At 59.9% G+C, this 21,189-nt stretch carries 14 protein-coding genes and 1 other RNA gene; 10 read left to right on the forward strand and 5 right to left on the reverse strand.

Annotated features, from left to right (window positions below):
- Window positions 1-97: 97 nt before the first annotated feature.
- Both xdhB and xdhA read right to left on the reverse strand, forming a co-directional pair.
- Entirely contained in the window at window positions 98-2,497 is a 2,400-nt protein-coding gene (xdhB, locus tag AC3WK5_RS18885) for a xanthine dehydrogenase molybdopterin binding subunit (protein ID WP_103315362.1), read from the reverse strand.
- On the reverse strand, window positions 2,490-3,959 hold the full coding sequence (xdhA, locus tag AC3WK5_RS18890) for a xanthine dehydrogenase small subunit (protein ID WP_103315361.1): 1,470 nt from the start codon (window positions 3,957-3,959) through the stop codon (window positions 2,490-2,492). Before xdhA ends, xdhB begins: the two co-directional genes overlap by 8 nt.
- A 266-nt stretch (window positions 3,960-4,225) precedes the next feature.
- Between xdhA and AC3WK5_RS18895 the strand changes: the two genes are divergently transcribed.
- From AC3WK5_RS18895 to ffs, 5 genes are all read left to right on the forward strand, one after another.
- Entirely contained in the window at window positions 4,226-4,885 is a 660-nt protein-coding gene (locus tag AC3WK5_RS18895; protein WP_103315360.1) for a GntR family transcriptional regulator, read from the forward strand.
- A gap of 2 nt (window positions 4,886-4,887) precedes the next feature.
- Window positions 4,888-8,376, forward strand: coding sequence for a chromosome segregation protein SMC (gene smc, locus AC3WK5_RS18900; RefSeq protein WP_103315359.1), 3,489 nt, complete (start codon window positions 4,888-4,890; stop codon window positions 8,374-8,376).
- A gap of 256 nt (window positions 8,377-8,632) precedes the next feature.
- A complete protein-coding gene (gene zipA / locus AC3WK5_RS18905; protein WP_103315358.1) occupies window positions 8,633-9,481 on the forward strand; it encodes a cell division protein ZipA in 849 nt (282 codons plus the stop codon).
- Between the two features lie 213 nt (window positions 9,482-9,694).
- Window positions 9,695-12,052, forward strand: coding sequence for an NAD-dependent DNA ligase LigA (gene ligA / locus AC3WK5_RS18910; RefSeq protein ID WP_103315357.1), 2,358 nt, complete (start codon window positions 9,695-9,697; stop codon window positions 12,050-12,052).
- A 201-nt stretch (window positions 12,053-12,253) separates the two neighbouring features.
- An RNA gene (gene ffs / locus AC3WK5_RS18915) (signal recognition particle sRNA small type) lies at window positions 12,254-12,350 on the forward strand.
- A gap of 119 nt (window positions 12,351-12,469) precedes the next feature.
- Here the strand turns inward: ffs and AC3WK5_RS18920 are convergent.
- Together AC3WK5_RS18920 and AC3WK5_RS18925 are read right to left on the reverse strand one after the other, a co-directional pair.
- Complete coding sequence (locus tag AC3WK5_RS18920; RefSeq protein ID WP_103315356.1) at window positions 12,470-12,838, reverse strand: VOC family protein; 369 nt, start codon at window positions 12,836-12,838, stop codon at window positions 12,470-12,472.
- A gap of 136 nt (window positions 12,839-12,974) precedes the next feature.
- Window positions 12,975-13,289 carry a helix-turn-helix domain-containing protein gene (locus tag AC3WK5_RS18925; protein WP_054593225.1) on the reverse strand — a complete coding sequence of 105 codons (315 nt, stop codon included), beginning with the start codon at window positions 13,287-13,289 and terminating at the stop codon, window positions 12,975-12,977.
- 490 nt (window positions 13,290-13,779) lie between these two features.
- On the opposite strand from AC3WK5_RS18925, the gene AC3WK5_RS18930 reads away from it, so the two are divergent.
- Complete coding sequence (locus AC3WK5_RS18930) at window positions 13,780-15,480, forward strand: putative bifunctional diguanylate cyclase/phosphodiesterase (RefSeq protein ID WP_054593224.1); 1,701 nt, start codon at window positions 13,780-13,782, stop codon at window positions 15,478-15,480.
- Between the two features lie 3 nt (window positions 15,481-15,483).
- On the opposite strand, the gene AC3WK5_RS18935 is transcribed toward AC3WK5_RS18930, so the two are convergent.
- A complete protein-coding gene (locus tag AC3WK5_RS18935) occupies window positions 15,484-16,242 on the reverse strand; it encodes a substrate-binding periplasmic protein (protein ID WP_103315355.1) in 759 nt (252 codons plus the stop codon).
- Window positions 16,243-16,388: 146 nt separating this feature from the next.
- On the opposite strand from AC3WK5_RS18935, the gene dnaX reads away from it, so the two are divergent.
- The 4 genes from dnaX to AC3WK5_RS18955 all read left to right on the forward strand — a co-directional run bounded on the left by dnaX (window position 16,389) and on the right by AC3WK5_RS18955 (window position 21,186).
- Window positions 16,389-18,500, forward strand: coding sequence for a DNA polymerase III subunit gamma/tau (dnaX, locus tag AC3WK5_RS18940; RefSeq protein ID WP_103315354.1), 2,112 nt, complete (start codon window positions 16,389-16,391; stop codon window positions 18,498-18,500).
- A 67-nt stretch (window positions 18,501-18,567) separates the two neighbouring features.
- On the forward strand, window positions 18,568-18,906 hold the full coding sequence (locus tag AC3WK5_RS18945; protein ID WP_008028561.1) for a YbaB/EbfC family nucleoid-associated protein: 339 nt from the start codon (window positions 18,568-18,570) through the stop codon (window positions 18,904-18,906).
- Window positions 18,907-19,228: 322 nt separating this feature from the next.
- Entirely contained in the window at window positions 19,229-19,831 is a 603-nt protein-coding gene (gene recR, locus AC3WK5_RS18950) for a recombination mediator RecR (RefSeq protein WP_103315353.1), read from the forward strand.
- Window positions 19,832-20,037: 206 nt separating this feature from the next.
- A complete protein-coding gene (locus tag AC3WK5_RS18955; protein ID WP_103315352.1) occupies window positions 20,038-21,186 on the forward strand; it encodes an acyl-CoA dehydrogenase family protein in 1,149 nt (382 codons plus the stop codon).
- Window positions 21,187-21,189: the final 3 nt, after the last annotated feature.

A 21,189-nucleotide genomic window follows, 5' to 3' on the forward strand; every position in this document is an offset into this window, starting at 1 on the left:
GAGCAGGCTCGCTCCCACATTGGATTTGTACAGGTCCAACAATCAGCACATAACCCTGTGGGAGCGAGCCTGCTCGCGATTGGCCGCGACGCGGTCTTTACAGCGAAGCCAGTTCGGTCTCGACTTCCACGGCTTTCACCGCCTTCAACTGGCGCATCTGCTCACAGCCCCACAACACCCGCTCCGGTGTGGCCGGTGCGTCGATTTTCGGCTGATGTCGGTAATCGCCCAGGCTCGCCACCGCATCCTTGATCGCGCACCAGACGGATATGCCGAGCATGAACGGCGGTTCGCCCACGGCTTTGGAATGGAACACCGTGTCTTCCGGGTTCTTGCGGTTTTCCACCAGCTTGACCCGCAAATCCAGCGGCATGTCGGCGACCGCCGGGATCTTGTAGCTGGCCGGGCCGTTGGTCATCAGTTTGCCCTTGGCATTCCAGACCAGCTCTTCCATGGTCAGCCAGCCCATGCCCTGGATGAAGCCACCTTCGACCTGGCCCATGTCGATGGCCGGGTTCAGCGAGGCGCCGACGTCATGCAGGATATCGGTGCGGAGCATTTTGTATTCGCCGGTGAGGGTGTCGACGATCACCTCGGCGCAGGCTGCGCCAAACGCGTAGTAGTAGAACGGCCGGCCGCGTGCCTGGCTACGGTCGTAGTAGATTTTCGGAGTCTTGTAGAAGCCGGTGCTGGACAGCGACACCTGGGCGAAATACGCCTGCTGGATCAGTTCTTCGAAGGTCAGGATCTGATCGCGAACCCGCACGTGGCCGTTGTGAAACTCCACGTCTTCTTCGCTGACCGCATACTTGCGCGCGGCAAATTCCACCAGGCGTTGCTTGATGATTTCGGCGGCGTTTTGCGCAGCCTTGCCGTTCAGGTCGGCACCGCTGGACGCGGCGGTCGGCGAGGTGTTCGGCACTTTGTCGGTGTTGGTCGCGGTGATCTGCACACGGTCGATTTCAACCTGGAACACTTCGGCCACGACTTGCGCGACTTTGACGTTCAAGCCCTGGCCCATTTCGGTGCCGCCGTGGTTCAGGTGAATGCTGCCGTCGGTGTAGACGTGAATCAGCGCACCGGCCTGGTTGAGGAAGCTGGCGGTGAAGGAAATACCGAATTTCACCGGGGTCAGCGCCAGGCCTTTTTTCAGGATCGGGCTGTTGGCGTTGTAGCGGCGGATCGCTTCGCGGCGTTCGGCGTACTGGCTGCTTTCTTCCAGCTCGGCGGTGATTTCCTCGAGCATGTTGTGTTCGACGGTCTGGTAGTAATGGGTGACGTTGCGCTCGGTCTTGCCGTAGTAGTTGGCCTTGCGCACCGCCAGCGGGTCGAGGCCCAGATGACGGGCGATGGCGTCCATCACTTCTTCGATGGCGACCATTCCTTGCGGGCCGCCAAAGCCGCGATAGGCGGTGTTCGACGCGGTGTTGGTCTTGCAGCGGTGACCGTTGATGGTCGCGTCGCCCAGGTAGTACGAGTTGTCCGAGTGGAACATCGCCCGGTCGACGATCGACGCCGACAGGTCCGGTGAACAACCGCAGTTGCCGGCCAGTTCCAGCTGGATGCCGTGCAGGCGTCCGCTGTCGTCGAAGCCGACATCGTATTCAATGTAGAACGGGTGACGCTTGCCGGTCATCAGCATGTCTTCGACCCGTGGCAGACGCATTTTGGTCGGCTGTCCGGTCAGGTGCGCGATCACCGCGCAGAGGCAGGCCGGGCTGGCGGCCTGGGTTTCCTTGCCGCCGAAACCACCGCCCATGCGGCGCATGTCGACGACGATTTTGTTCATCGAGACGTCGAGTACTTCCGCCACCAGTTTCTGCACTTCGGTGGGGTTCTGGGTCGAGCAGTAGACGATCATGCCGCCGTCTTCGGTCGGCATCACCGAAGAGATCTGGGTTTCCAGATAGAAGTGTTCCTGGCCGCCGATGTGCAGCGTGCCTTGAATCCGGTGCTCGGCAGTCGCCAGCGCAGTGGCCGAGTCGCCGCGCTTGTGGGTGTGGCTGTCGAGCACGAAATGGCGTTTGCGCAAGGCTTCGACGACGTCGAGCACCGGCTCCAGATCTTCGTATTCGATGATCGCGGCCATGGCCGCCTTGCGCGCGGTATCCAGGTCTTTCGCGGCCACCGCGAGCACCGGCTGACCGACGAATTGCACGTCGTCGATGGCCAGTAAGGGGTCGCCCGGCAACAATGGGCCGATGTCTTTCAGGCCCGGTACGTCCTCGTGGGTAATGGCGATGCGCACGCCTTCGAAGGCGTAGCAGGGCTTAGTGTCGATGCTGATGATTTTCGCGTGGGCACGGTCCGAGAGTCGCGCGTAAACGTGCAGCTGATTCGGGAATTCCAGCCGGTCGTCGATGTACTGCGCTTCACCGGACACGTGTTTGTCGGCGCTGTCGTGCTTGACGCTGCGACCGACACCGGTGGTCAGGTCCTTGGCAAACAGTTCGGCCAGTTCGGCTTGGGTCTTCTCGACTTTGTGATGGTTAGACATAAGCGGTCACCCGAGTCTCGATGTGCGGTGTTTGCAGTTCGATGAAGTATTTACGCAGCAGGTTCTGCGCGCTGAGCAGGCGGTATTCCTTGCTCGCACGGAAGTCCGTGAGCGGTGTGAAGTCTTGCGCAAGGGCGGCGCAGGCACGTTCGACCGTTGTCTGCCCTTGAGAAAGTGAACTCCACTGCGCGCCGAGCAGTGCGGCTTCGCAGCTTTTCGCGCGTTTCGGCGTCGCGGCCATGCCGCCGAACGCGACGCGGGCGTCGGCAACCACGCCGTTTTCGATGCGCAGGTTGAATGCCGCGCAGACCGCGGAAATGTCATCGTCCAGACGCTTGGAGACCTTGTAGGCGCGGAACAGTTGTTCCGCGCTGGCACGCGGCACGATGATCTTTTCGATGAACTCGCTTTCCTGGCGCGCAGTGACCCGGTAATCGATGAAATAGTCTTCCAGTGCCAGCGTGCGGCGGGTTTCGCCTTTGCACAAAACAATCTGTGCGCCCAGGGCGATCAGCAGCGGAGGTGAGTCACCAATCGGCGAGGCGTTGCCGATGTTGCCGCCGAGGGTGCCCTGATTGCGGATTTGCAAGGAGGCGAAGCGTTGCAGCAATTCGCCGAAGTCCGGGTACTCGGCCTCGAGGGCATCGTAGCAGTCGGAGAGGGCGGTGGCGGCGCCGATTTCCAGGCGATCGTCAAAGCGCTCGATGCGCTTCATTTCTGCGACGTTGCCGACGTAGATCATCACCGGCAGCGTGCGGTGGAACTGGGTCACTTCCAGCGCCAGGTCGGTACCGCCGGCCAACAGTTTGGCTTGCGGATAGGCGTCGTAGAGGTCGGCCAGATCGGCGACGGTCAGTGGCACCAGGCAGCGTTTATCGCCGCTGTTCAGTTCACCGGTGTCGGTCGGAGCAATGGCTTTCAGGCGAGCGATGGTTTCGGCTTCGCGAGCATCGAACTGGTCGGGCTGTTTGGCGCTGCACACTTGTTCGGCGGCGGCGAGGATCGGCCGGTAGCCGGTGCAGCGGCAGAGGTTGCCGGCGAGGGCTTCGTGAGCTTTGTGGGAATCGGCGTGATCGCTGTTTTTCTGTAGCGCGAACAATGACATTACAAAGCCCGGTGTGCAGAAGCCGCACTGTGAGCCATGGCACTCGACCATGGCTTTTTGCACGCTGTGCAGCTTGCCTTGGTGTTTGAGGTCTTCGACGCTGATCAGCTGTTTGCCGTGCAGTGACGAAACAAACGTCAGGCACGAGTTGAGGCTGCGATAGCGAATGTGTTCGCGGCCGTTGTCATCGGTCTGCAATTCACCGACCACCACCGTACACGCGCCACAGTCACCGCTGGCGCAACCTTCTTTGGTACCGGGTTTGCCCAAATGTTCGCGCAGATAGTTGAGCACGGTCAGGTTTGGGTCCAGGGCGTGCTCGCTACGGAGTTCCTGGTTAAGTAAAAACTGGATCACGGAAGGCCTCGCAGACTCATTATTGTTGTTAACCGACGAACCTGAATTTATCAGGTCTGACCTTTCGGTCAATGATTTTCTGACTTGGGGGTCAGGAAAAATCGCTTTTGCCGATCAACAGTGGCTTATTTCATTATTGACCCTCTCGGGATACCTCGCTTTTTGCTTGAATCGTGCCAAATTCCGCTGGCTTGGCCCTGCGCCATCACCCCGCAAGTGCGCTACACTGCGCCGCTTGTACAGATCGAAGAGTTTGAAGGAAAACCATGACGTTCAAGGCGCCGGACAGCCTCGCCGAGCAAATTGCTCACCACCTCGCCGAACGCATCATTCGCGGCGACCTCAAGCCCGGAGAGCGCATCCAGGAACAGAAGGTCACGCTGGCCCTCAATGTAAGCCGCGGCTCGGTTCGCGAAGCCTTGCTGATTCTCGAGCGCCGGCACCTGATCGCCATCTTGCCGCGTCGTGGTGCTCATGTGACCGAACTCACCGCACACAAGGTGCAGAGCCTGTGCACGCTGATGAGCGAGCTGTACATCCTGCTTGGTAATTCAGTGGCCAGTGGCTGGCAGGTTCAGGCCGACATGGCGCCGTTCGTGCAAATCCAGCAGCGCCTGATCGCCAGTTACGAGCGTCAGGACATCCGCGCCTTTGTCGAAGACAGCTTCAGCGTGATGCGCGCGGCGTACCCATTCGCCAATAATCCGTACTTGCAGGAAACCGTCGAGAACCTGCAACCGGCCATGAGCCGTGCGTATTTTCTCGCCCTGGAACAGCGCAAGGCCGAGATGAGTGAGTTCCTCGAGCTGTTCGAGCGCTTGCTCGCGGCCGTGCTGGCTCGTGATCTGCCAGAGATTCGCGTCGTGCTCTCGGCTTATGCCCGGCGCAGTTGCGATCTGGTGCTGTCTGCCTTGCCGGTTGCCTGAGCGTGCGGCTCAAGTGCATCAAACTGGCGGGGTTCAAATCCTTCGTCGACCCGACCACGGTGAACTTCCCCAGTAACATGGCGGCGGTGGTCGGGCCCAACGGTTGCGGCAAGTCGAACATCATCGACGCCGTACGCTGGGTGATGGGCGAGAGCTCGGCCAAGAACTTGCGCGGCGAGTCGATGACCGACGTCATCTTCAACGGCTCTACCAGTCGCAAACCGGTGAGCCAGGCAAGCATCGAACTGGTTTTCGACAACTCCGACGGCACGTTGCTCGGTGAATACGCGGCTTACGCGGAGATTTCCATTCGCCGCAAAGTCACCCGCGACAGCCAGACCACGTATTACCTCAACGGCACCAAATGCCGTCGCCGCGATATCACCGACATTTTTCTCGGTACCGGCCTGGGCCCGCGCAGCTACTCGATCATCGAACAAGGGATGATCTCCAAGCTGATCGAGTCCAAGCCGGAAGACCTGCGCAACTTCATTGAAGAAGCGGCGGGGATCTCCAAGTACAAGGAGCGCCGGCGCGAGACCGAAAACCGCATCCGTCGCACCCACGAAAACCTCGCCCGCCTGACCGATCTGCGTGATGAGCTGGAACGTCAGCTCGAACGCTTGCATCGTCAGGCCCAGGCGGCCGAAAAGTATCAGGAATACAAAGCCGAAGAGCGTCAGCTCAAGGCACAACTGTCGGCGCTACGCTGGCAGGAATTGAACGAACAGGTTGGCCAGCGCGAAGCAATCATTGGCAACCAGGAAATCAGTTTCGAAGCCCTGGTCGCTGAACAGCGCAATGCCGATGCGAGCATCGAGCGGCTGCGCGACGGTCATCACGACCTGTCTGAGCGCTTCAATCTGGTGCAGGGACGTTTCTATTCGGTCGGCGGCGACATCGCCCGGGTCGAGCAAAGCATCCAGCACGGCCAGCAGCGTTTGCGTCAGTTGCAGGATGACCTCAAGGAAGCCGAGCGTTCGCGCCTGGAAACCGAGTCGCACCTGGGCCACGACCGCACCTTGCTGGCAACTCTCGGCGAAGAGCTGGACCTGCTCACGCCTGAGCAGGAAGTCACCAGCGCCGCCGCTGAAGAGGCCGCCGCCGCGCTGGAAGAATCCGAAACCACCATGCACGGCTGGCAGGAGCAGTGGGACAGTTTTAACCTGCGCTCGGCCGAGCCACGGCGTCAGGCTGAAGTCCAGCAGTCGCGCATCCAGCAGCTGGAAACCAGCATGGAACGCCTGGCCGAGCGCCAACGTCGCTTGGCCGAAGAGCGCGACCTGTTGTCGGCAGCCCCGGAAGACGCGGCGATTCTCGATCTGAGTGAACAGCTCGCCGCCAGTGAAGCGACCCTCGAAGATTTGCAGGCCAGCGAAGAAGCGCAGGTCGAGCGGCTTGAGCAGTTGCGTCAGGAACTGCAACTGGCCCTGCAAAACCAGCAGCAGGCGCAGGGTGACTTGCAACGGCTCAACGGGCGCCTGGCCTCGCTGGAGGCGTTGCAGCAAGCGGCGCTCGATCCGGGCACCGGCGCCGCCGAGTGGTTGCGTGAACAGCATCTGGCCGAACGCCCGCGTCTGGCCGAAGGCTTGAAGGTTGAGGCGGGTTGGGAGCTGGCGGTGGAAACCGTGCTCGGTGCCGACCTGCAAGCCGTGCTGGTCGATGACTTCGCGGGCTTCGATCTGTCCGGCTTTGCCCAAGGCGATCTGCGTTTGCTCAGCCCGGCCAGCGATGGAGTGCGGATCCCCGGCAGCCTGCTCGACAAAGTTGAGGCGCAGATCGATCTGTCGCCGTGGCTGGGGCAGGTCAAACCGGTGGACAGTCTTGAACAAGCGCTGTCGCTGCGTGGGCAATTGTCGGTTGGCGAAAGCCTGATCAGCCGTGATGGCTACTGGGTTGGGCGGCACTTTTTGCGGGTGCGCCGCGCCAGTGAGGCCGAGAGCGGCATGTTGGCGCGCGGGCAGGAAATCCAGCGTCTGGGGCTTGAGCGCGAAGAGCGTGAAGCCACCGTCGAGACGCTGGAAACCACCTTGCAAAACCTGCGCGCCCAGCAGCGTCAGCAAGAGAATGGCCGCGAACACCTGCGCCGTTTGCTGCAGGACGAAGCGCGCCAGCAAGGCGAATTGAAAGCTCAGTTGTCGGCCGGCAAAGCCAAGGCCGAGCAACTGATGCTGCGCCGCACACGGCTCGACGAAGAGCTCGGTGAACTGGCGGAGCAGCGTGCGCTGGAGCATGAACAGATTGGCGAGTCGCGCCTGCAATTGCAGGAAGCCCTCGACAGCATGGCGATCGACACCGAACAGCGCGAATTGCTGCTGGCTCAGCGCGACAGCTTGCGCGAACGCCTGGATCGGGTGCGGCAGGAGGCCCGTCAGCATAAAGACCATGCGCACCAATTGGCGGTGCGTCTGGGCTCGCTCAAGGCGCAACACGATTCAACCCGTCAGGCACTGGAACGGCTGGAATTGCAGTCCGAGCGCCTAACTGAAAAGCGCGAGCAGCTCAGTCTTAATCTGGAGGAGGGCGAAGCGCCGCTGGAAGAGTTGCGGCTCAAGCTTGAAGAGTTGCTCGACAAGCGCATGAGCGTCGACGAAGAACTCAGAACCGCACAGATCGCCCTGGAAGATGCCGACCGCGAATTGCGTGATGCCGAGAAACGCCGCAGCCAGGCCGAGCAGCAATCACAGCTGATCCGTGGTCAACTTGAACAGCAGCGCATGGAATGGCAGGCCCTGACCGTGCGCCGCAAGACCTTGCAGGATCAATTGCTCGAAGACGGCTATGACCTGCAGGGGGTGCTCGCCACTCTGGTGGCTGAAGCGAACGAAAAAGACGCTGAAGAAGAGCTCGAGCGCATTGCTGCGCGAATTCAGCGACTGGGCGCGATCAACCTCGCGGCTATCGACGAGTACCAGCAGCAGTCCGAGCGCAAGCGTTATCTGGATGCTCAGGACGCTGACCTGGTGGAAGCGCTCGACACCCTGGAAAACGTCATTCGCAAGATCGACAAGGAAACCCGCAATCGCTTCAAAGATACCTTTGATCAGATTAACGGTGGATTGCAGGCGCTTTTTCCAAAAGTTTTCGGTGGAGGCAGCGCTTATTTGGAACTGACGGGCGAAGATCTACTCGATACAGGGGTGACGATCATGGCGCGTCCGCCCGGGAAGAAGAACAGCACCATCCATTTGCTGTCAGGCGGTGAAAAAGCCCTGACGGCATTGGCGCTGGTTTTTGCGATCTTCAAGCTGAACCCGGCGCCGTTTTGCATGCTCGACGAAGTTGACGCACCTTTGGATGACGCTAACGTTGGACGCTATGCCCGATTGGTGAAAGAGATGTCGCAAACGGTGCAGTTCATCTATATCACCCACAACAAGATCGCCATGGAAATGGCCGACCAATTGATGGGGGTCACGATGCACGAGCCTGGTTGTTCGCGTCTGGTAGCCGTGGATGTCGAGGAGGCGATGGCGATGGTGGACGCCTGAGTCATGGCGCGTAGGCCAGATATTTGCGGGAATCAGGGATTTTTACCCACAGAGAATGCTGGCTAATCGACATAATGGCTGAAGCCATTGTGACTGACGGTGTAAAGTTATCTTTGGTCGTGCTAGTTTAATGTCAATTTTTCGTATGCGTGGGCAAAACGCCATTCAGAACATAGAGTTGGCGCCACGTTTTAAAGCGGTTTACAGCTTGTAAACCCCTTATTTTCCAGCATTTTTTATAGAGGCACGGGATTACATGGAAATCGGTCTGCGCGAGTGGCTGATCGTCATCGGCATTATTGTCATTGCCGGTATTCTTTTTGATGGCTGGCGGCGCATGCGCGGCGGCAAGGGCAAGCTGAAGTTTCGCCTGGACCGAAGCCTGTCCAACCTGCCGGACGAGGACAGTGGTGCCGAACTGCTGGGCCCGCCACGCGTGCTGGATACCCATAAAGAACCGCAACTCGACGAGCATGACTTGCCGTCGGTGAGCATGCCTGCCCGTGAGCCGCGTGAGTCGGGCTCCAAGCGCAGCAAGCGTGGTGGCGAGCCATCCCAGGGCGACCTGAATTTGAATCTGGACCTGGATGGCGGCCCGAGCTTCAGCAGTCGTGATGATTTCCCGGACGAAACCAAATCGTCGAGCGCTGCAGTCAATAAAGAACAGCCGCAGGCAGAAGAAGTCCTGGTCATCAGCGTGATCTGCCGTGACCCGGGCGGATTCAAAGGCCCGGCCCTGTTGCAGAACATCCTGGAAAGCGGTCTGCGTTTTGGCGAGATGGATATCTTCCATCGTCACGAAAGCATGGCCGGCAACGGCGAAGTGCTGTTCTCCATGGCCAACGCGGTCAAGCCTGGCGTGTTCGATCTGGACGATATCGATCTGTTCAGCACCCCGGCTGTCAGCTTCTTCCTCGGTTTGCCAGGCCCGCGCCACCCGAAACAGGCCTTCGACGTGATGGTCGCCGCTGCCCGCAAACTGTCTCAGGAGCTCAATGGCGAACTGAAAGACGATCAGCGCAGCGTACTGACCGCTCAGACCATCGAGCACTACCGTCAACGTATCGTCGAGTTCGAGCGTCGCGCCCTGACCCAGAAGCGCTGATATCGAATGGTCAAGCTCTCTATGACTAGAGAGCTTCTTGTGGCGAGGGAGCTTGCTCCCGCTGGGCTGCGAAGCGGCCCCATTCTGGTTTACGACGGCTTCGCCGCCGAGCGGGAGCAAGCTCCCTCGCCACAGAATCTGCGTCTTTACGCGATATCGTATTTTGAAGATTGAGCAGCCTCGGCTGCTCTTTTGCTTTATGAGAGAGCACCCATGACCGCCGTTGAAAAACGCATTCTAGAGCTGCGCGCTGAGCTGGATCAGCACAACTACCGTTACTACGTTCTCGACGAGCCGAGCATTCCGGACGCCGAATACGATCGGCTGTTCCATGAGCTCAAGGCGCTGGAAACGGCAAATCCCGAGCTGGTCACTGTCGACTCGCCGACCCAGCGGGTTGGCGGTGCGGCGCTTGCAGCATTCACTCAAGTGCGGCACGAAGTGCCGATGCTCAGCCTCGGTAACGCCTTCGAAGAAAACGACATGCGCGAGTTCGATCGCCGGGTCACCGAAGGTCTGGATTTGCCGGCCGGCGATTTGTTTGGCGCTGGCGCCGAGGTGGAGTACAGCTGCGAACCGAAGCTCGATGGCCTGGCGGTCAGCTTGCTGTATCAGGACGGCATGCTGGTGCGTGGTGCTACTCGCGGCGACGGCACCACCGGTGAAGACATCAGCGTCAACGTGCGCACGGTGCGCAACATTCCGCTCAAGCTGCAGGGCAGCGGCTGGCCGTCGACCCTGGAAGTGCGCGGCGAAGTGTATATGTCCAAGGCTGGTTTCGATCGCCTGAACGCCGCGCAACTGGAAGCCGGCGGCAAAACCTTCGCCAACCCGCGCAACGCCGCGGCAGGCAGCTTGCGTCAGCTGGATTCGAAGATTACCGCCAGTCGCCCACTGGAGTTTTGCTGCTACGGTCTCGGCCAGGTCTCGGCCGAGATTGCCGACACGCACATCGGCAATCTGCAACAACTCAAGCTATGGGGCTTGCCGGTCAGTCACGAGTTGAAACTGGCCAAGGGTATTGGTGAATGCCTGGATTACTACCGCGATATCGGCGAGCGCCGTAATGCGCTGCCTTATGAAATCGATGGTGTGGTGTTCAAGGTCAACAGCCTCGCCTCGCAGCGTGAGCTGGGCTTTCGTGCTCGCGAGCCGCGCTGGGCAATTGCCCACAAGTTTCCGGCGATGGAAGAGCTCACCGAGTTGCTCGACGTGGAGTTCCAGGTCGGTCGAACCGGTGCAGTCACTCCGGTTGCACGCTTGAAACCGGTGAAAGTGGCGGGTGTGACCGTGTCCAACGCGACATTGCACAACATGGACGAAGTCGCGCGTCTGGGCTTGATGATCGGCGATACGGTGATCATTCGCCGCGCCGGTGACGTGATCCCGCAAGTGGTGCAAGTGGTTACCGAGCGTCGCCCGGAAAATGCCCGTCCCGTGCAGATTCCCAAGTGCTGCCCGGTCTGTGGTTCGCATGTCGAGCGCACGCAGTTGGTCAAGCGCAGCAAGGGTCGCGAAACGCTCAGCGAAGGGGCGGTGTATCGTTGTGTCGGGCGTCTGGCCTGTGGGGCCCAGCTCAAGCAAGCGATCATCCATTTCGTTTCGCGCCGGGCCATGGACATCGAGGGGCTGGGCGAGAAGAGCGTCGAGCAGTTGGTGGATGAAGGTCTGGTCAGTTCGCCGGCGGATTTGTACGCCTTGAGCTTCGAACAGATCGTCGACCTTGAAGGGTTCGCCGAGTTGTCGAGCAAGAACTTGCTCAGCGCGATTGCCGACAGCAAGAAACCGGGTTTGGCGCGCTTCATCTACGCCCTCGGTATTCCGGATGTCGGCGAAGAGACGGCCAAGGTCCTGGCGCGCTCGCTGGCATCGCTTGCGCGGATTCAGCAGGCATTGCCGCAGGTGCTGACGTACTTGCCGGATGTCGGCCTGGAAGTCGCCTACGAGATTCACAGCTTCTTCGAAGACGCGCACAACCGGAAGGTGATCGAAGAACTGCTCAAGCATGGCCTGGAGATTCAGGATCAGGGCGAATTGGGCGCCGAGTTTGCCGCCAGTACCACGCTGGGCGGGATGATCGACAAGCTGAACATTCCCTCGGTCGGACCGGGCGGGGCGCAGAAGTTGGCTGACAAGTTCGGTTCGCTGGAAGCGATCATCAGCGCCGACTGGCTGGACATGCGCCAGGCGCTGCCGGAGAAGCAGGCCAACGCCGTTCGGGAATTCTTCGCCATCGAGCAGAACCGTCGGTTGGCGCTGGATGCCGAGCAGCAGTTGCGCGACTTTGGCATGCATTGGCAAAGCGAGAAAAAAGTCGTCGAAGGCTTGCCGCTGGCAGGCCAGACCTGGGTGCTCACCGGCTCTCTGGAGCTGATGAGCCGTGACGTCGCCAAGGACAAGCTCGAAAGCCTCGGCGCCAAGGTGGCGGGCTCGGTGTCGGCCAAGACTTACTGTGTAGTGGCGGGGCCTGGCGCCGGCTCCAAATTGGTCAAGGCCAATGAGCTGGGGTTGAAGGTGCTGGACGAAGAAGCGTTCGTGGCGTTTTTGGCCGGGCACGGCATTACTGCCTGAAGTCGGCAAGGTCGCAGCCTTCGGCAGTTCCTGCGGGGCAATGTATGCATGTAGGAGCTGCCGTAGGCCGCGACCTTTTCAAGACCAACGCATGTCCTTGAACCGGTTCATATTTTTTAATCTGCGCGAACGGTTGTAACTTCGTCTCAGATAGGTACAATGGCGCGGCTCGCCGTCAGGTGAGCGTCGTTATGGTGACCCCATCGGTCCCCCCGCAACGATTACCCGTGAACCTGGTCAGATCCGGAAGGAAGCAGCCACAGCGGGAACATTGTGTGCCGGGGTGTGGCTGGTGGGGTCGCCACCTTAACGCCAAGCCTTCATTCGCAAGGCTTGTGATCCTCAAAAAAATCCAGAATTTTTATCTCATTGATCTTTCCTGATCGATGCCTTGCTTCGTCCAAAATAACCTCGCCGTCATTCCGAAAGCGCAAACACCCGCAGCCGATGCCCATCCGGATCGAGCGCCACGAAGGTGTAGCCGAAATCCAGTTCAATCGGCTCTTGGGCGATGCGCAGCCCTTGTGCGGTCCATGCTGCGTACAGCGTGTCAACTGCCTGTTGGTCGGCCACCGAGAATCCCAGTTCGCCGCCACCGCCCGCCGCTTCGGCTGCAGGTTCCACGGTGTGCCTGGACCACAACCCAAGTTTTACACCCGAATCGAGAATGAACAGCGCAAAGGTCGGTTGTAGTTCAACCGGTGGTTTGTCGAGCAGGCGGCTATAGAAGTTGGCGCTGGTGGCGGGGCTGTCGACGTACAGCAGCAGGTAATGTTGGGCGTTCATGGCGACTCCGATGTCGTTGGCGTTGATGGCTCAAGCCTAAACGGTCGGTCTGTCAGTTTCTGTCAGTAGTCGATAGCAAAAGAGCAGGCAGGTGTATCAATCCAATACACGTGCCTGCTCTTTTTTGTTTCTGGCTCTAAGGCTTGGACAAGGCCTGGTCTACCGCCGCGATCAGCTTTCCCAGATCCTTCGGGGTGGCTTTGTGTATGACACCGAACAAATACGCTCGCTGTTCGTCTTCGTCGCCAAGATCGGCAAAAAACGCTTTGAGCTTCACTCCCAGCACATCGGCAAGCATGAACAGGGCTTCCACGCTGGGGGTATAGGTGCCGGTTTCGAAGCGGCTGATGGTTTTGGGGTCAAAACCGGTTTTTTCACCGAGTTCAGCCTGAGTAAGCCCCGCCACCTTGCGATAGCGTCTTATGGCTGGACCCAAACTTGAAATTTGCATCGCTCAATTCCCATTTAGAATCAAGAACTTAACGATAGATTTTTGCATTAGACAACTGCATGATCCATCACCTTGCTTTGCAAAATGTGATGTATTTCGTAGAATCCCCGTTTCGTACAGGCATTTGGTGACCTGGCTTCATAAGTCCAGGCAATGTGAGACGGCCAGCATTGCGTTACCTCGCAGGGTGTGCAGAGACGCCGCCGACGACGCGAAATGCCGTTTCAATATTACCAGAGTCGGTGTTTTTGGCGTGCCTGTACGAGGCCTCTGAGCCTAGTTGATCTTCGTTTGTTCGGGGGCCATCAAATGCTGTTCATGGAGTTTTAACGTGCATCTGAATTTGCCGGCCCGCTCTTTTACAAGGATGTTGCCCTGGCAGCATCACGCGCTGCGACCCTCTGCGCAGTGCCGCATCCTTCAAAACATCTCTTCCGGGCGTTGTGCGCTGGTCGAGCGGTACAACCGCTAGCCACAGTGAGCCGGACTCATGGATGAGAAGTACCGCAGGGCCGTAGATGCAGCCGCCATTTTTTCCGAGACAGACCTGGCGGGGCGCATTACTTACGTCAACGATTTGTTTTGCGCAGTGTCTGGCTACAGTCGCGAGGAGTTGTTGGGGGCCAATCACCGCATCCTCAATTCAGGTCTGCATCCTGACGATTTCTTCACAACGATGTGGCGCACGGTTGCCCTGGGCAAAGTCTGGAAGGGCGAAATCTGCAACCGGTCCAAAGACGGTAGCCTGAATTGGGTCGACAGCACCATGGTGCCGGTGCTGGATGAGTCGACCGGACGGGTTCATCGGTATCTGTCGATTTGCTTCGATATCAGTGAAAAGCGGCAGTTGCTGCACTCGCTGCAATGGCGGGTCGGCCATGACGTCCTGACCGGCCTGCCCAATCGGGCGTATCTCTCCGACTTGCTCGAGCAGGCCCTGGATTATTCTCGCATCGAGAAGGTGCCGTTGGCGGTGTGCATGCTCGACCTCGACGGCTTCAAGGCGGTCAATGACGGCTATGGTCACGCCAGCGGCGACTTGTTGCTGGTCGAGGTGGCCAAGCGTCTGCGCACCATCGTTCGCGGCGAGGATGTGGTGGCGCGGCTGGCCGGGGACGAGTTCGTGCTGATCTTGCGGTTTGTGCGCGATATGCCGGAATTGCGCGCGGCGCTGCATCGCGTGCTCGAGGCGATCTCTGCGCCGTACTCGATTCTGGGCAAGGACATCAATGTGTTTGCCAGCATCGGTGTCACGTTGTTCCCGGTCGATAGCGAAGATGCGGAAACCCTGCTGCGCCATGCCGATCAGGCAATGTACGTGGCCAAGCAGAGCGGGCGTAACCGATTCCACCTGTTTGATGTGGTGCGCGACCAAGAGGTCAAGGCCACTCACCAGACGGTTGCGCGGGTGCGTCAGGCCTTGCTCAACGATGAGCTGCGCCTGCATTTTCAGCCCAAGGTCAATATGCGCTGCGGTGCGGTGGTTGGTTTCGAAGCGTTGCTGCGCTGGGAGCACCCGCAGGATGGCCTGGTGCCGCCCAGGGAGTTTCTGCCGTTTGTCGAGGAGACGGACCTGATCGTCGATATTGGCGAATGGGTGATGGAGCAGGTTCTGGCGCAGTTGTCGCGATGGCAAAAGAACGGTCAACGCTGGCCGGTCAGCGTCAACATCGCTGCCCGGCATTTTCAGCGGGCGGACTTTTTTGATCGGCTCAAGACCGTGCTTGCACGGCACGCCTGGGTCGCGCCCCAGTTGCTTGACCTGGAGATTGTCGAGTCGGTGGCGATCGAGAATATTCAGCACGTCAGCACCTGCCTGCAGGCCTGTCAGGCGCTGGGCGTAAGGTTTTCCCTGGGGGATTTTGGCACGGGTTATTCGTCGCTGAGTTACCTCAAGCGTCTGCACACGCAAACCATCAAGATCGATAAGTCATTTGTGCGCGACATACTGCATGATCGCGATGATCTGGCGTTGACCACCGCAGTCATTGGTCTTGCCCGGGCGTTTGGGCGAGAGGTGATCGCCGAGGGCCTGGAAAGCATCGAGCATGGCGAGTTGCTGTTGCGCCTGGGCTGTGAGGTAGCGCAGGGCTATTTCATTGCGCGGCCGATGCCGGCCAGCGAGGTGCCGGGCTGGGTCGAGGCCTTCGTCGCACCAACCCGGTGGCAGACGCTGGACCAGGCGGTCTGAGGCTTACTGGTCGGCCAGGGTCGGTTCGTTGGTTCCGGTGTAGAGCCTGATGATGTCGTCGACTTCCCCGGACATTTTCATCTTGAGCAGCGTTTGCAGAATCAACTGGACCGGCAGTCTTGGGTCGTTACGCACGTAGCAGCCGACGTTTTGCTCCTGCAACACCGCGACTGCCCGCAATGGCTGGTCGGGCAACAGTTGCAGGTTGACCCAGTCCAGGGCCCATTGATTGCTGACAGCGTAGTGATTGCGGCCGGCCGCCAGCTTTCGTAGCACCTGTTCCTGATTGCGCGCATCGTCGCGTTTGAGTTGGCCGCTGTCGAAGAGTGGTTGCAGGGTCGGATAGCTGTAGCCGAGTACGGTGCCGATCGGCTGCACAGGAAGGCTGGCAGGGATGACCGAGGCAGGAGAGCCTTGCGTGCTGACTAGCACGTCGCGTTGAAACCACAACGGAACGCTCCAGAGATAGTCTGCGGACTGATTTGGTAGCCAGGACTGCGCCGCGTAGCAGCGGATGTCGATTTCCCCGTGCTCCATGGCGCTTTGCACGCGTGCGCGGGCCAGCACGTGAAACTCGGCCGGCAGTCCCAGTTGTGTGGCCAGGCTGAGCATCACATCGTACAGAATGCCCTGGGTCGGTCGGCCATGATCGATTTGCACCATGGGCATCGCCCAGCTGTCGGTGATCGCAAAGCGCAAGGGGGCAGGCGCACCAGTAGCGCTGACGCTGATCAACAGCAAAGCCCCCAAGGCTGAACGCATAAATTCTCCAGCAATAAGACCGGCAGGAACCGATTAAAACGGATCCAAATACCAGCTTAGCCAGATTAGCGGAGCACACCGGATGCAATTTTGGCCTTGCTCCGCTAGCATTACCCGCTTCCGCTTCCCAGTTGCGACGGTTTTCGATGAGTTATCAGGTTCTTGCACGTAAATGGCGTCCGCGCTCGTTCCGCGAAATGGTCGGCCAGACCCATGTGCTCAAGGCTCTGATCAATGCCTTGGACAGCCAGCGGCTGCACCACGCCTATCTTTTTACCGGTACCCGGGGTGTGGGCAAGACCACCATCGCGCGGATCATTGCCAAATGTCTGAACTGTGAGACAGGTATCACGTCGACGCCATGTGGCGAGTGCTCGGTGTGCCGCGAAATCGATGAAGGGCGCTTTGTCGACCTGATCGAGATCGACGCCGCGAGCCGGACCAAGGTCGAGGACACCCGTGAGCTGCTCGATAACGTGCAGTACGCGCCGAGCCGTGGGCGCTTCAAGGTCTACCTGATCGACGAAGTGCACATGCTCTCCAGCCATTCCTTCAATGCGCTGTTGAAAACCCTCGAAGAGCCGCCGCCCTACGTCAAGTTCATCCTGGCGACCACCGATCCACAGAAACTTCCGGCAACGATTCTGTCGCGGTGCCTGCAGTTCTCGCTGAAAAACATGACGCCGGAGCGTGTGGTCGAGCATTTGACCCATGTGCTGAGCGTCGAGAATGTGCCGTTCGAAGACGATGCGCTGTGGCTGTTGGGCCGCGCTGCCGACGGTTCGATGCGCGATGCCATGAGCCTCACCGACCAGGCCATTGCCTTCGGTGAAGGCAAGGTCATGGCGGCCGACGTGCGGGCTATGCTCGGCACGCTCGATCACGGTCAGGTCTACGACGTCCTGCACGCGCTGCTCGATGGCGATGCCAAGGCGTTGCTCGAAGCGGTGCGGCATCTGGCCGAGCAGGGCCCGGACTGGAATGGCGTGCTGTCGGAAATTCTTAACGTGCTGCACCGCGTCGCGATTGCCCAGGCCTTGCCTGAGGGCGTCGATAACGGTCATGGCGACCGCGATCGGGTGTTGGCGCTGGCTCAGGCCTTGCCAGCCGAAGACGTGCAGTTCTATTACCAGATGGGCTTGATTGGTCGCCGCGATTTGCCGCTGGCGCCGGACCCGCGCGGCGGATTCGAAATGGTCTTGCTGCGAATGCTCGCGTTCCGCCCGGCAGACACTGCAGACGCGCCGAGGCAGCCGCTAAAGCCAGTGGGGATCAGCCAGGCCACAGTTGATTCCGCAAACTCAGTGGCTGGCGCACCGCGTGTTGCGCCGGTAGTTGCGCCTGCTTCCGTTGCCGCTGCACCTGTCGCTGCGGCGCCGGTCCAGCCGGTTGCCGAGGTGGTTGAACCAGTGCCGACACCTGAGCCTGTTGCTCCAGTGGTCGTGCCTGCGTCGGTGGTCGAAGCGGTGGCTGAACCCGTGGCCATTGTCGAAGAAGTCGTCGACTTGCCCTGGAACGATCCGGTAGAGCCTGAGATCGTGCAGCAACCGGCTGTCGAGCCGGTGCTGGAGACGATTGCCGAGCAGCCTGACCTGACGCCAATACCGACGCCGACTCCGGATAGCGTTGTACCCGATGCACCGGAGTGGGTGGCAGCGCCGATTCCCGAGCCGTCGGTGGCTGAAGTCGACGCCGCCACGCCGGACATGGACCTGGATGACGAGCCGCCGCTGGACGAGGACTACATCGAGCCGGACATGGATTCGGCCTATAGTTACCTCGATGAGCTGGCCAGTGAGCACGCCGCAGAACCCGCGCCGGCCCCCGAACCTGAACCGGCTGCGATGCCGGCCACAGGGCTGGCATTGCAATGGCTGGAGCTGTTCCCGAAATTGCCGATTTCCGGCATGACCGGCAGCATCGCCGCCAACTGCACGCTGATTGCCGTCGATGGCGACCACTGGTTGCTGCACCTGGACCCGGCCCACAGCGCGCTGTTCAACGCGACTCAACAACGCCGGCTGAACGATGCGCTGAACCAATATCACCAGCGCACCCTGACGGTGAGCATCGAGCTGATCAAGCCTGAGCAGGAAACCCCGGCCCAGGCGGCTTCGCGTCGACGTGCCGACCGCCAGCGCGAGGCTGAGGACTCGATCCACGGCGATCCGTTCATCCAGCAAATGATGCAACAGTTCGGCGCGGTGATCCGTAACGATACTATTGAACCTGTCGAGGCTCTGGTCAGCCAGGGCTAATAACTGAAGGTGTTCGGCCCACTGGGCCGGGCGCTGTTTTGATCCAAGTACTTTTGAGGTGATTCCCATGATGAAAGGTGGCATGGCCGGCCTGATGAAGCAGGCGCAGCAGATGCAGGAAAAAATGGCCAAGATGCAGGAAGAGCTGGCCAACGCCGAAGTCACCGGTAAAGCCGGTGGCGATATGGTCACTGTGGTGATGACCGGTCGTCACGACGTCAAGCGCGTGACCATCGATCCAAGCCTGGTCGAAGGCCTGAGCGAGGACGACAAGGAGATGCTGGAGGCCGTGTTCGCCGCTGCCGTCAACGACGCCGTCCGCAAGATCGAAGCCAACAGCCAGGACAAAATGTCCGGCATGACCGCAGGCATGCAACTGCCGCCGGGCATGAAACTGCCATTCTGATTCGCTGACGCGTCGGATGGTCTACAAAAATGCCAGGCATCGCGCCTGGCATTTTTGTTTCTGTGACACAAAGTTCGTTTTTGTGGCGAGGGGGCTTGTCGGAACGCCGCACCGCCCCGTTCGGCTGCGAAGCAGCCGTAATTCAGGCAATCGTGTTCTTTCAGGAGCGTAGCATTGTCTGGATTGCGACCGCTTCGCGCTCGAACGGGGGCAAGCCCCCTCGCCACAGTGAAAGCAAAATCATTGCTGCAGATGAGCATTTGACGCTGGCCAGAGGCGCGGGTATAAACCGCGTCTTGTTGATATGTCGGACGTTTCCCCCATGAGCTTCAGCCCTTTGATTCGCCAACTGATCGACGCCTTACGCACCTTGCCCGGTGTCGGTCAGAAAACCGCCCAGCGCATGGCGTTGCAACTGCTCGAGCGTGATCGCAGCGGCGGCTCGCGGCTGGCGCTGGCCCTGAGTCAGGCCATGGAAGGGGTCGGTCATTGCCGACTGTGCCGCACACTGACCGAAGACGATCTGTGCCCGCAATGCGCGGACCCTCGCCGCGACGACACCTTACTGTGCGTGGTCGAAGGGCCGATGGATGTCTACGCCGTGGAGCAGACCGGGTTTCGCGGTCGCTACTTCGTGCTCAAGGGGCATTTGTCGCCACTCGACGGCCTGGGCCCGGAAGCCATCGGCATTCCGCAATTGCTGGCGCGGATCGAAGAGGCGGGTACGTTCACTGAAGTCATCCTGGCCACCAACCCGACGGTTGAAGGTGAAGCGACAGCGCACTACATCGCCCAGTTGCTCAGCAATAAAGGCCTGATTGCTTCGCGCATCGCCCATGGTGTGCCGTTGGGTGGCGAGCTTGAACTGGTGGATGGCGGGACATTGGCCCACTCCTTCGCGGGGCGTAAGCCAATCGCGTTGTAACGGTGTTGTCTGGGCCGACGCCTTCGCGAGCAAGCCCGCTCCCACATTTGACCTCTGTCGTACACAAGATTTGTGTCTGTAGAAGATCCAGTGTGGGAGCGGGCTTGCCCGCGAATGGCGCGCCGCGGTCTCCCTGACTCACACAATTCTATTGAAAACCAAGCAAGCGCTCGGTAAGTTCGCTGAACCTTCAGTGGAGCTCGCCGATGCCTGCCTTTCAGGAATACTTCGACCCTGGCCATCAGTTGGTCCGTGACAGCGTACGACGTTTCGTTGAGCGCGAGATTCTTCCGGACATCGATCAGTGGGAGGAAGCCGAGGGCTTTCCTCGTGAGCTTTACCTCAAGGCCGGTGCAGCGGGCATTCTCGGGATTGGCTATCCCGAAGCGCTGGGTGGCAGCCACGAAGGTGATCTGTTCGCCAAGATCGCCGCCACTGAAGAACTGATGCGCTGTGGTTCTGGCGGGCTGGTGGCGGGGCTGGGCTCGCTGGACATCGGCCTGCCGCCAATCCTCAAATGGGCAAGGCCCGAGGTGCGCGAGCGAGTGGTGCCGCAAGTCCTTTGCGGTAAAAAAATCAGCGCGCTGGCAGTTACCGAGCCCAGCGGCGGCTCCGATGTGGCCAACCTGCAAACCCGCGCCGTGCGTGACGGGGATTACTACCGGGTCAGTGGCAGCAAAACCTTTATCACCAGCGGTGTTCGCGCGGATTTTTATACCGTCGCGGTGCGCACCGGTGAGCCGGGATTTGGCGGCATCAGCCTGCTGCTGATCGAGAAGGGCATGCCAGGATTCACTGTCGGTCGTCAGCTGAAAAAAATGGGCTGGTGGGCGTCGGATACCGCCGAGCTGTTTTTCGATGATTGCCGTGTGCCGGTGGGCAACCTGATCGGCGTCGAGAACATGGGCTTTGCCTGCATCATGGGCAACTTTCAAAACGAGCGCCTGGCGTTGGCATTGATGGCCAACATGACTGCGCAACTGGCGCTGGAAGAAAGCCTGAAATGGGCCCGGCAGCGCGAAGCGTTCGGCAAGCCGATTGGCAGGTTTCAGGTGCTCAAGCATCGCTTGGCGGAGATGGCCACGGCGCTGGAAGTCTCCCGGGAGTTCACCTATCGCCAGGCCGCGAAAATGGCGGCGGGGCAGAGCGTGATCAAGGAAATATCCATGGCCAAGAATGTGGCCACCGACACGGCTGATCGCATCACCAGCGACGCGGTGCAGATCCTCGGTGGGTTGGGCTACATGCGTGAAAGTCTGGTGGAGCGGCTGTACCGCGACAGCCGGATCCTGTCCATTGGCGGCGGTACGCGGGAAGTGATGAATGAAATCATCAGCAAGCAGATGGGGCTTTGATCT

The organism is Pseudomonas sp. FW306-02-D09B (genome assembly GCF_058782685.1).

Coding starts and splice junctions, on each gene's coding strand:
- xdhB (WP_103315362.1), bottom strand. CDS start 2,497: ATGTCTAACCATCACAAAGTCGAGAAGACCCAAGCCGAACTGGCCGAA.
- AC3WK5_RS18895 (WP_103315360.1), top strand. CDS start 4,226: ATGACGTTCAAGGCGCCGGACAGCCTCGCCGAGCAAATTGCTCACCAC.
- zipA (WP_103315358.1), top strand. CDS start 8,633: ATGGAAATCGGTCTGCGCGAGTGGCTGATCGTCATCGGCATTATTGTC.
- ligA (WP_103315357.1), top strand. CDS start 9,695: ATGACCGCCGTTGAAAAACGCATTCTAGAGCTGCGCGCTGAGCTGGAT.
- AC3WK5_RS18920 (WP_103315356.1), bottom strand. CDS start 12,838: ATGAACGCCCAACATTACCTGCTGCTGTACGTCGACAGCCCCGCCACC.
- AC3WK5_RS18925 (WP_054593225.1), bottom strand. CDS start 13,289: ATGCAAATTTCAAGTTTGGGTCCAGCCATAAGACGCTATCGCAAGGTG.
- AC3WK5_RS18930 (WP_054593224.1), top strand. CDS start 13,780: ATGGATGAGAAGTACCGCAGGGCCGTAGATGCAGCCGCCATTTTTTCC.
- AC3WK5_RS18935 (WP_103315355.1), bottom strand. CDS start 16,242: ATGCGTTCAGCCTTGGGGGCTTTGCTGTTGATCAGCGTCAGCGCTACT.
- dnaX (WP_103315354.1), top strand. CDS start 16,389: ATGAGTTATCAGGTTCTTGCACGTAAATGGCGTCCGCGCTCGTTCCGC.
- AC3WK5_RS18945 (WP_008028561.1), top strand. CDS start 18,568: ATGATGAAAGGTGGCATGGCCGGCCTGATGAAGCAGGCGCAGCAGATG.
- recR (WP_103315353.1), top strand. CDS start 19,229: ATGAGCTTCAGCCCTTTGATTCGCCAACTGATCGACGCCTTACGCACC.
- AC3WK5_RS18955 (WP_103315352.1), top strand. CDS start 20,038: ATGCCTGCCTTTCAGGAATACTTCGACCCTGGCCATCAGTTGGTCCGT.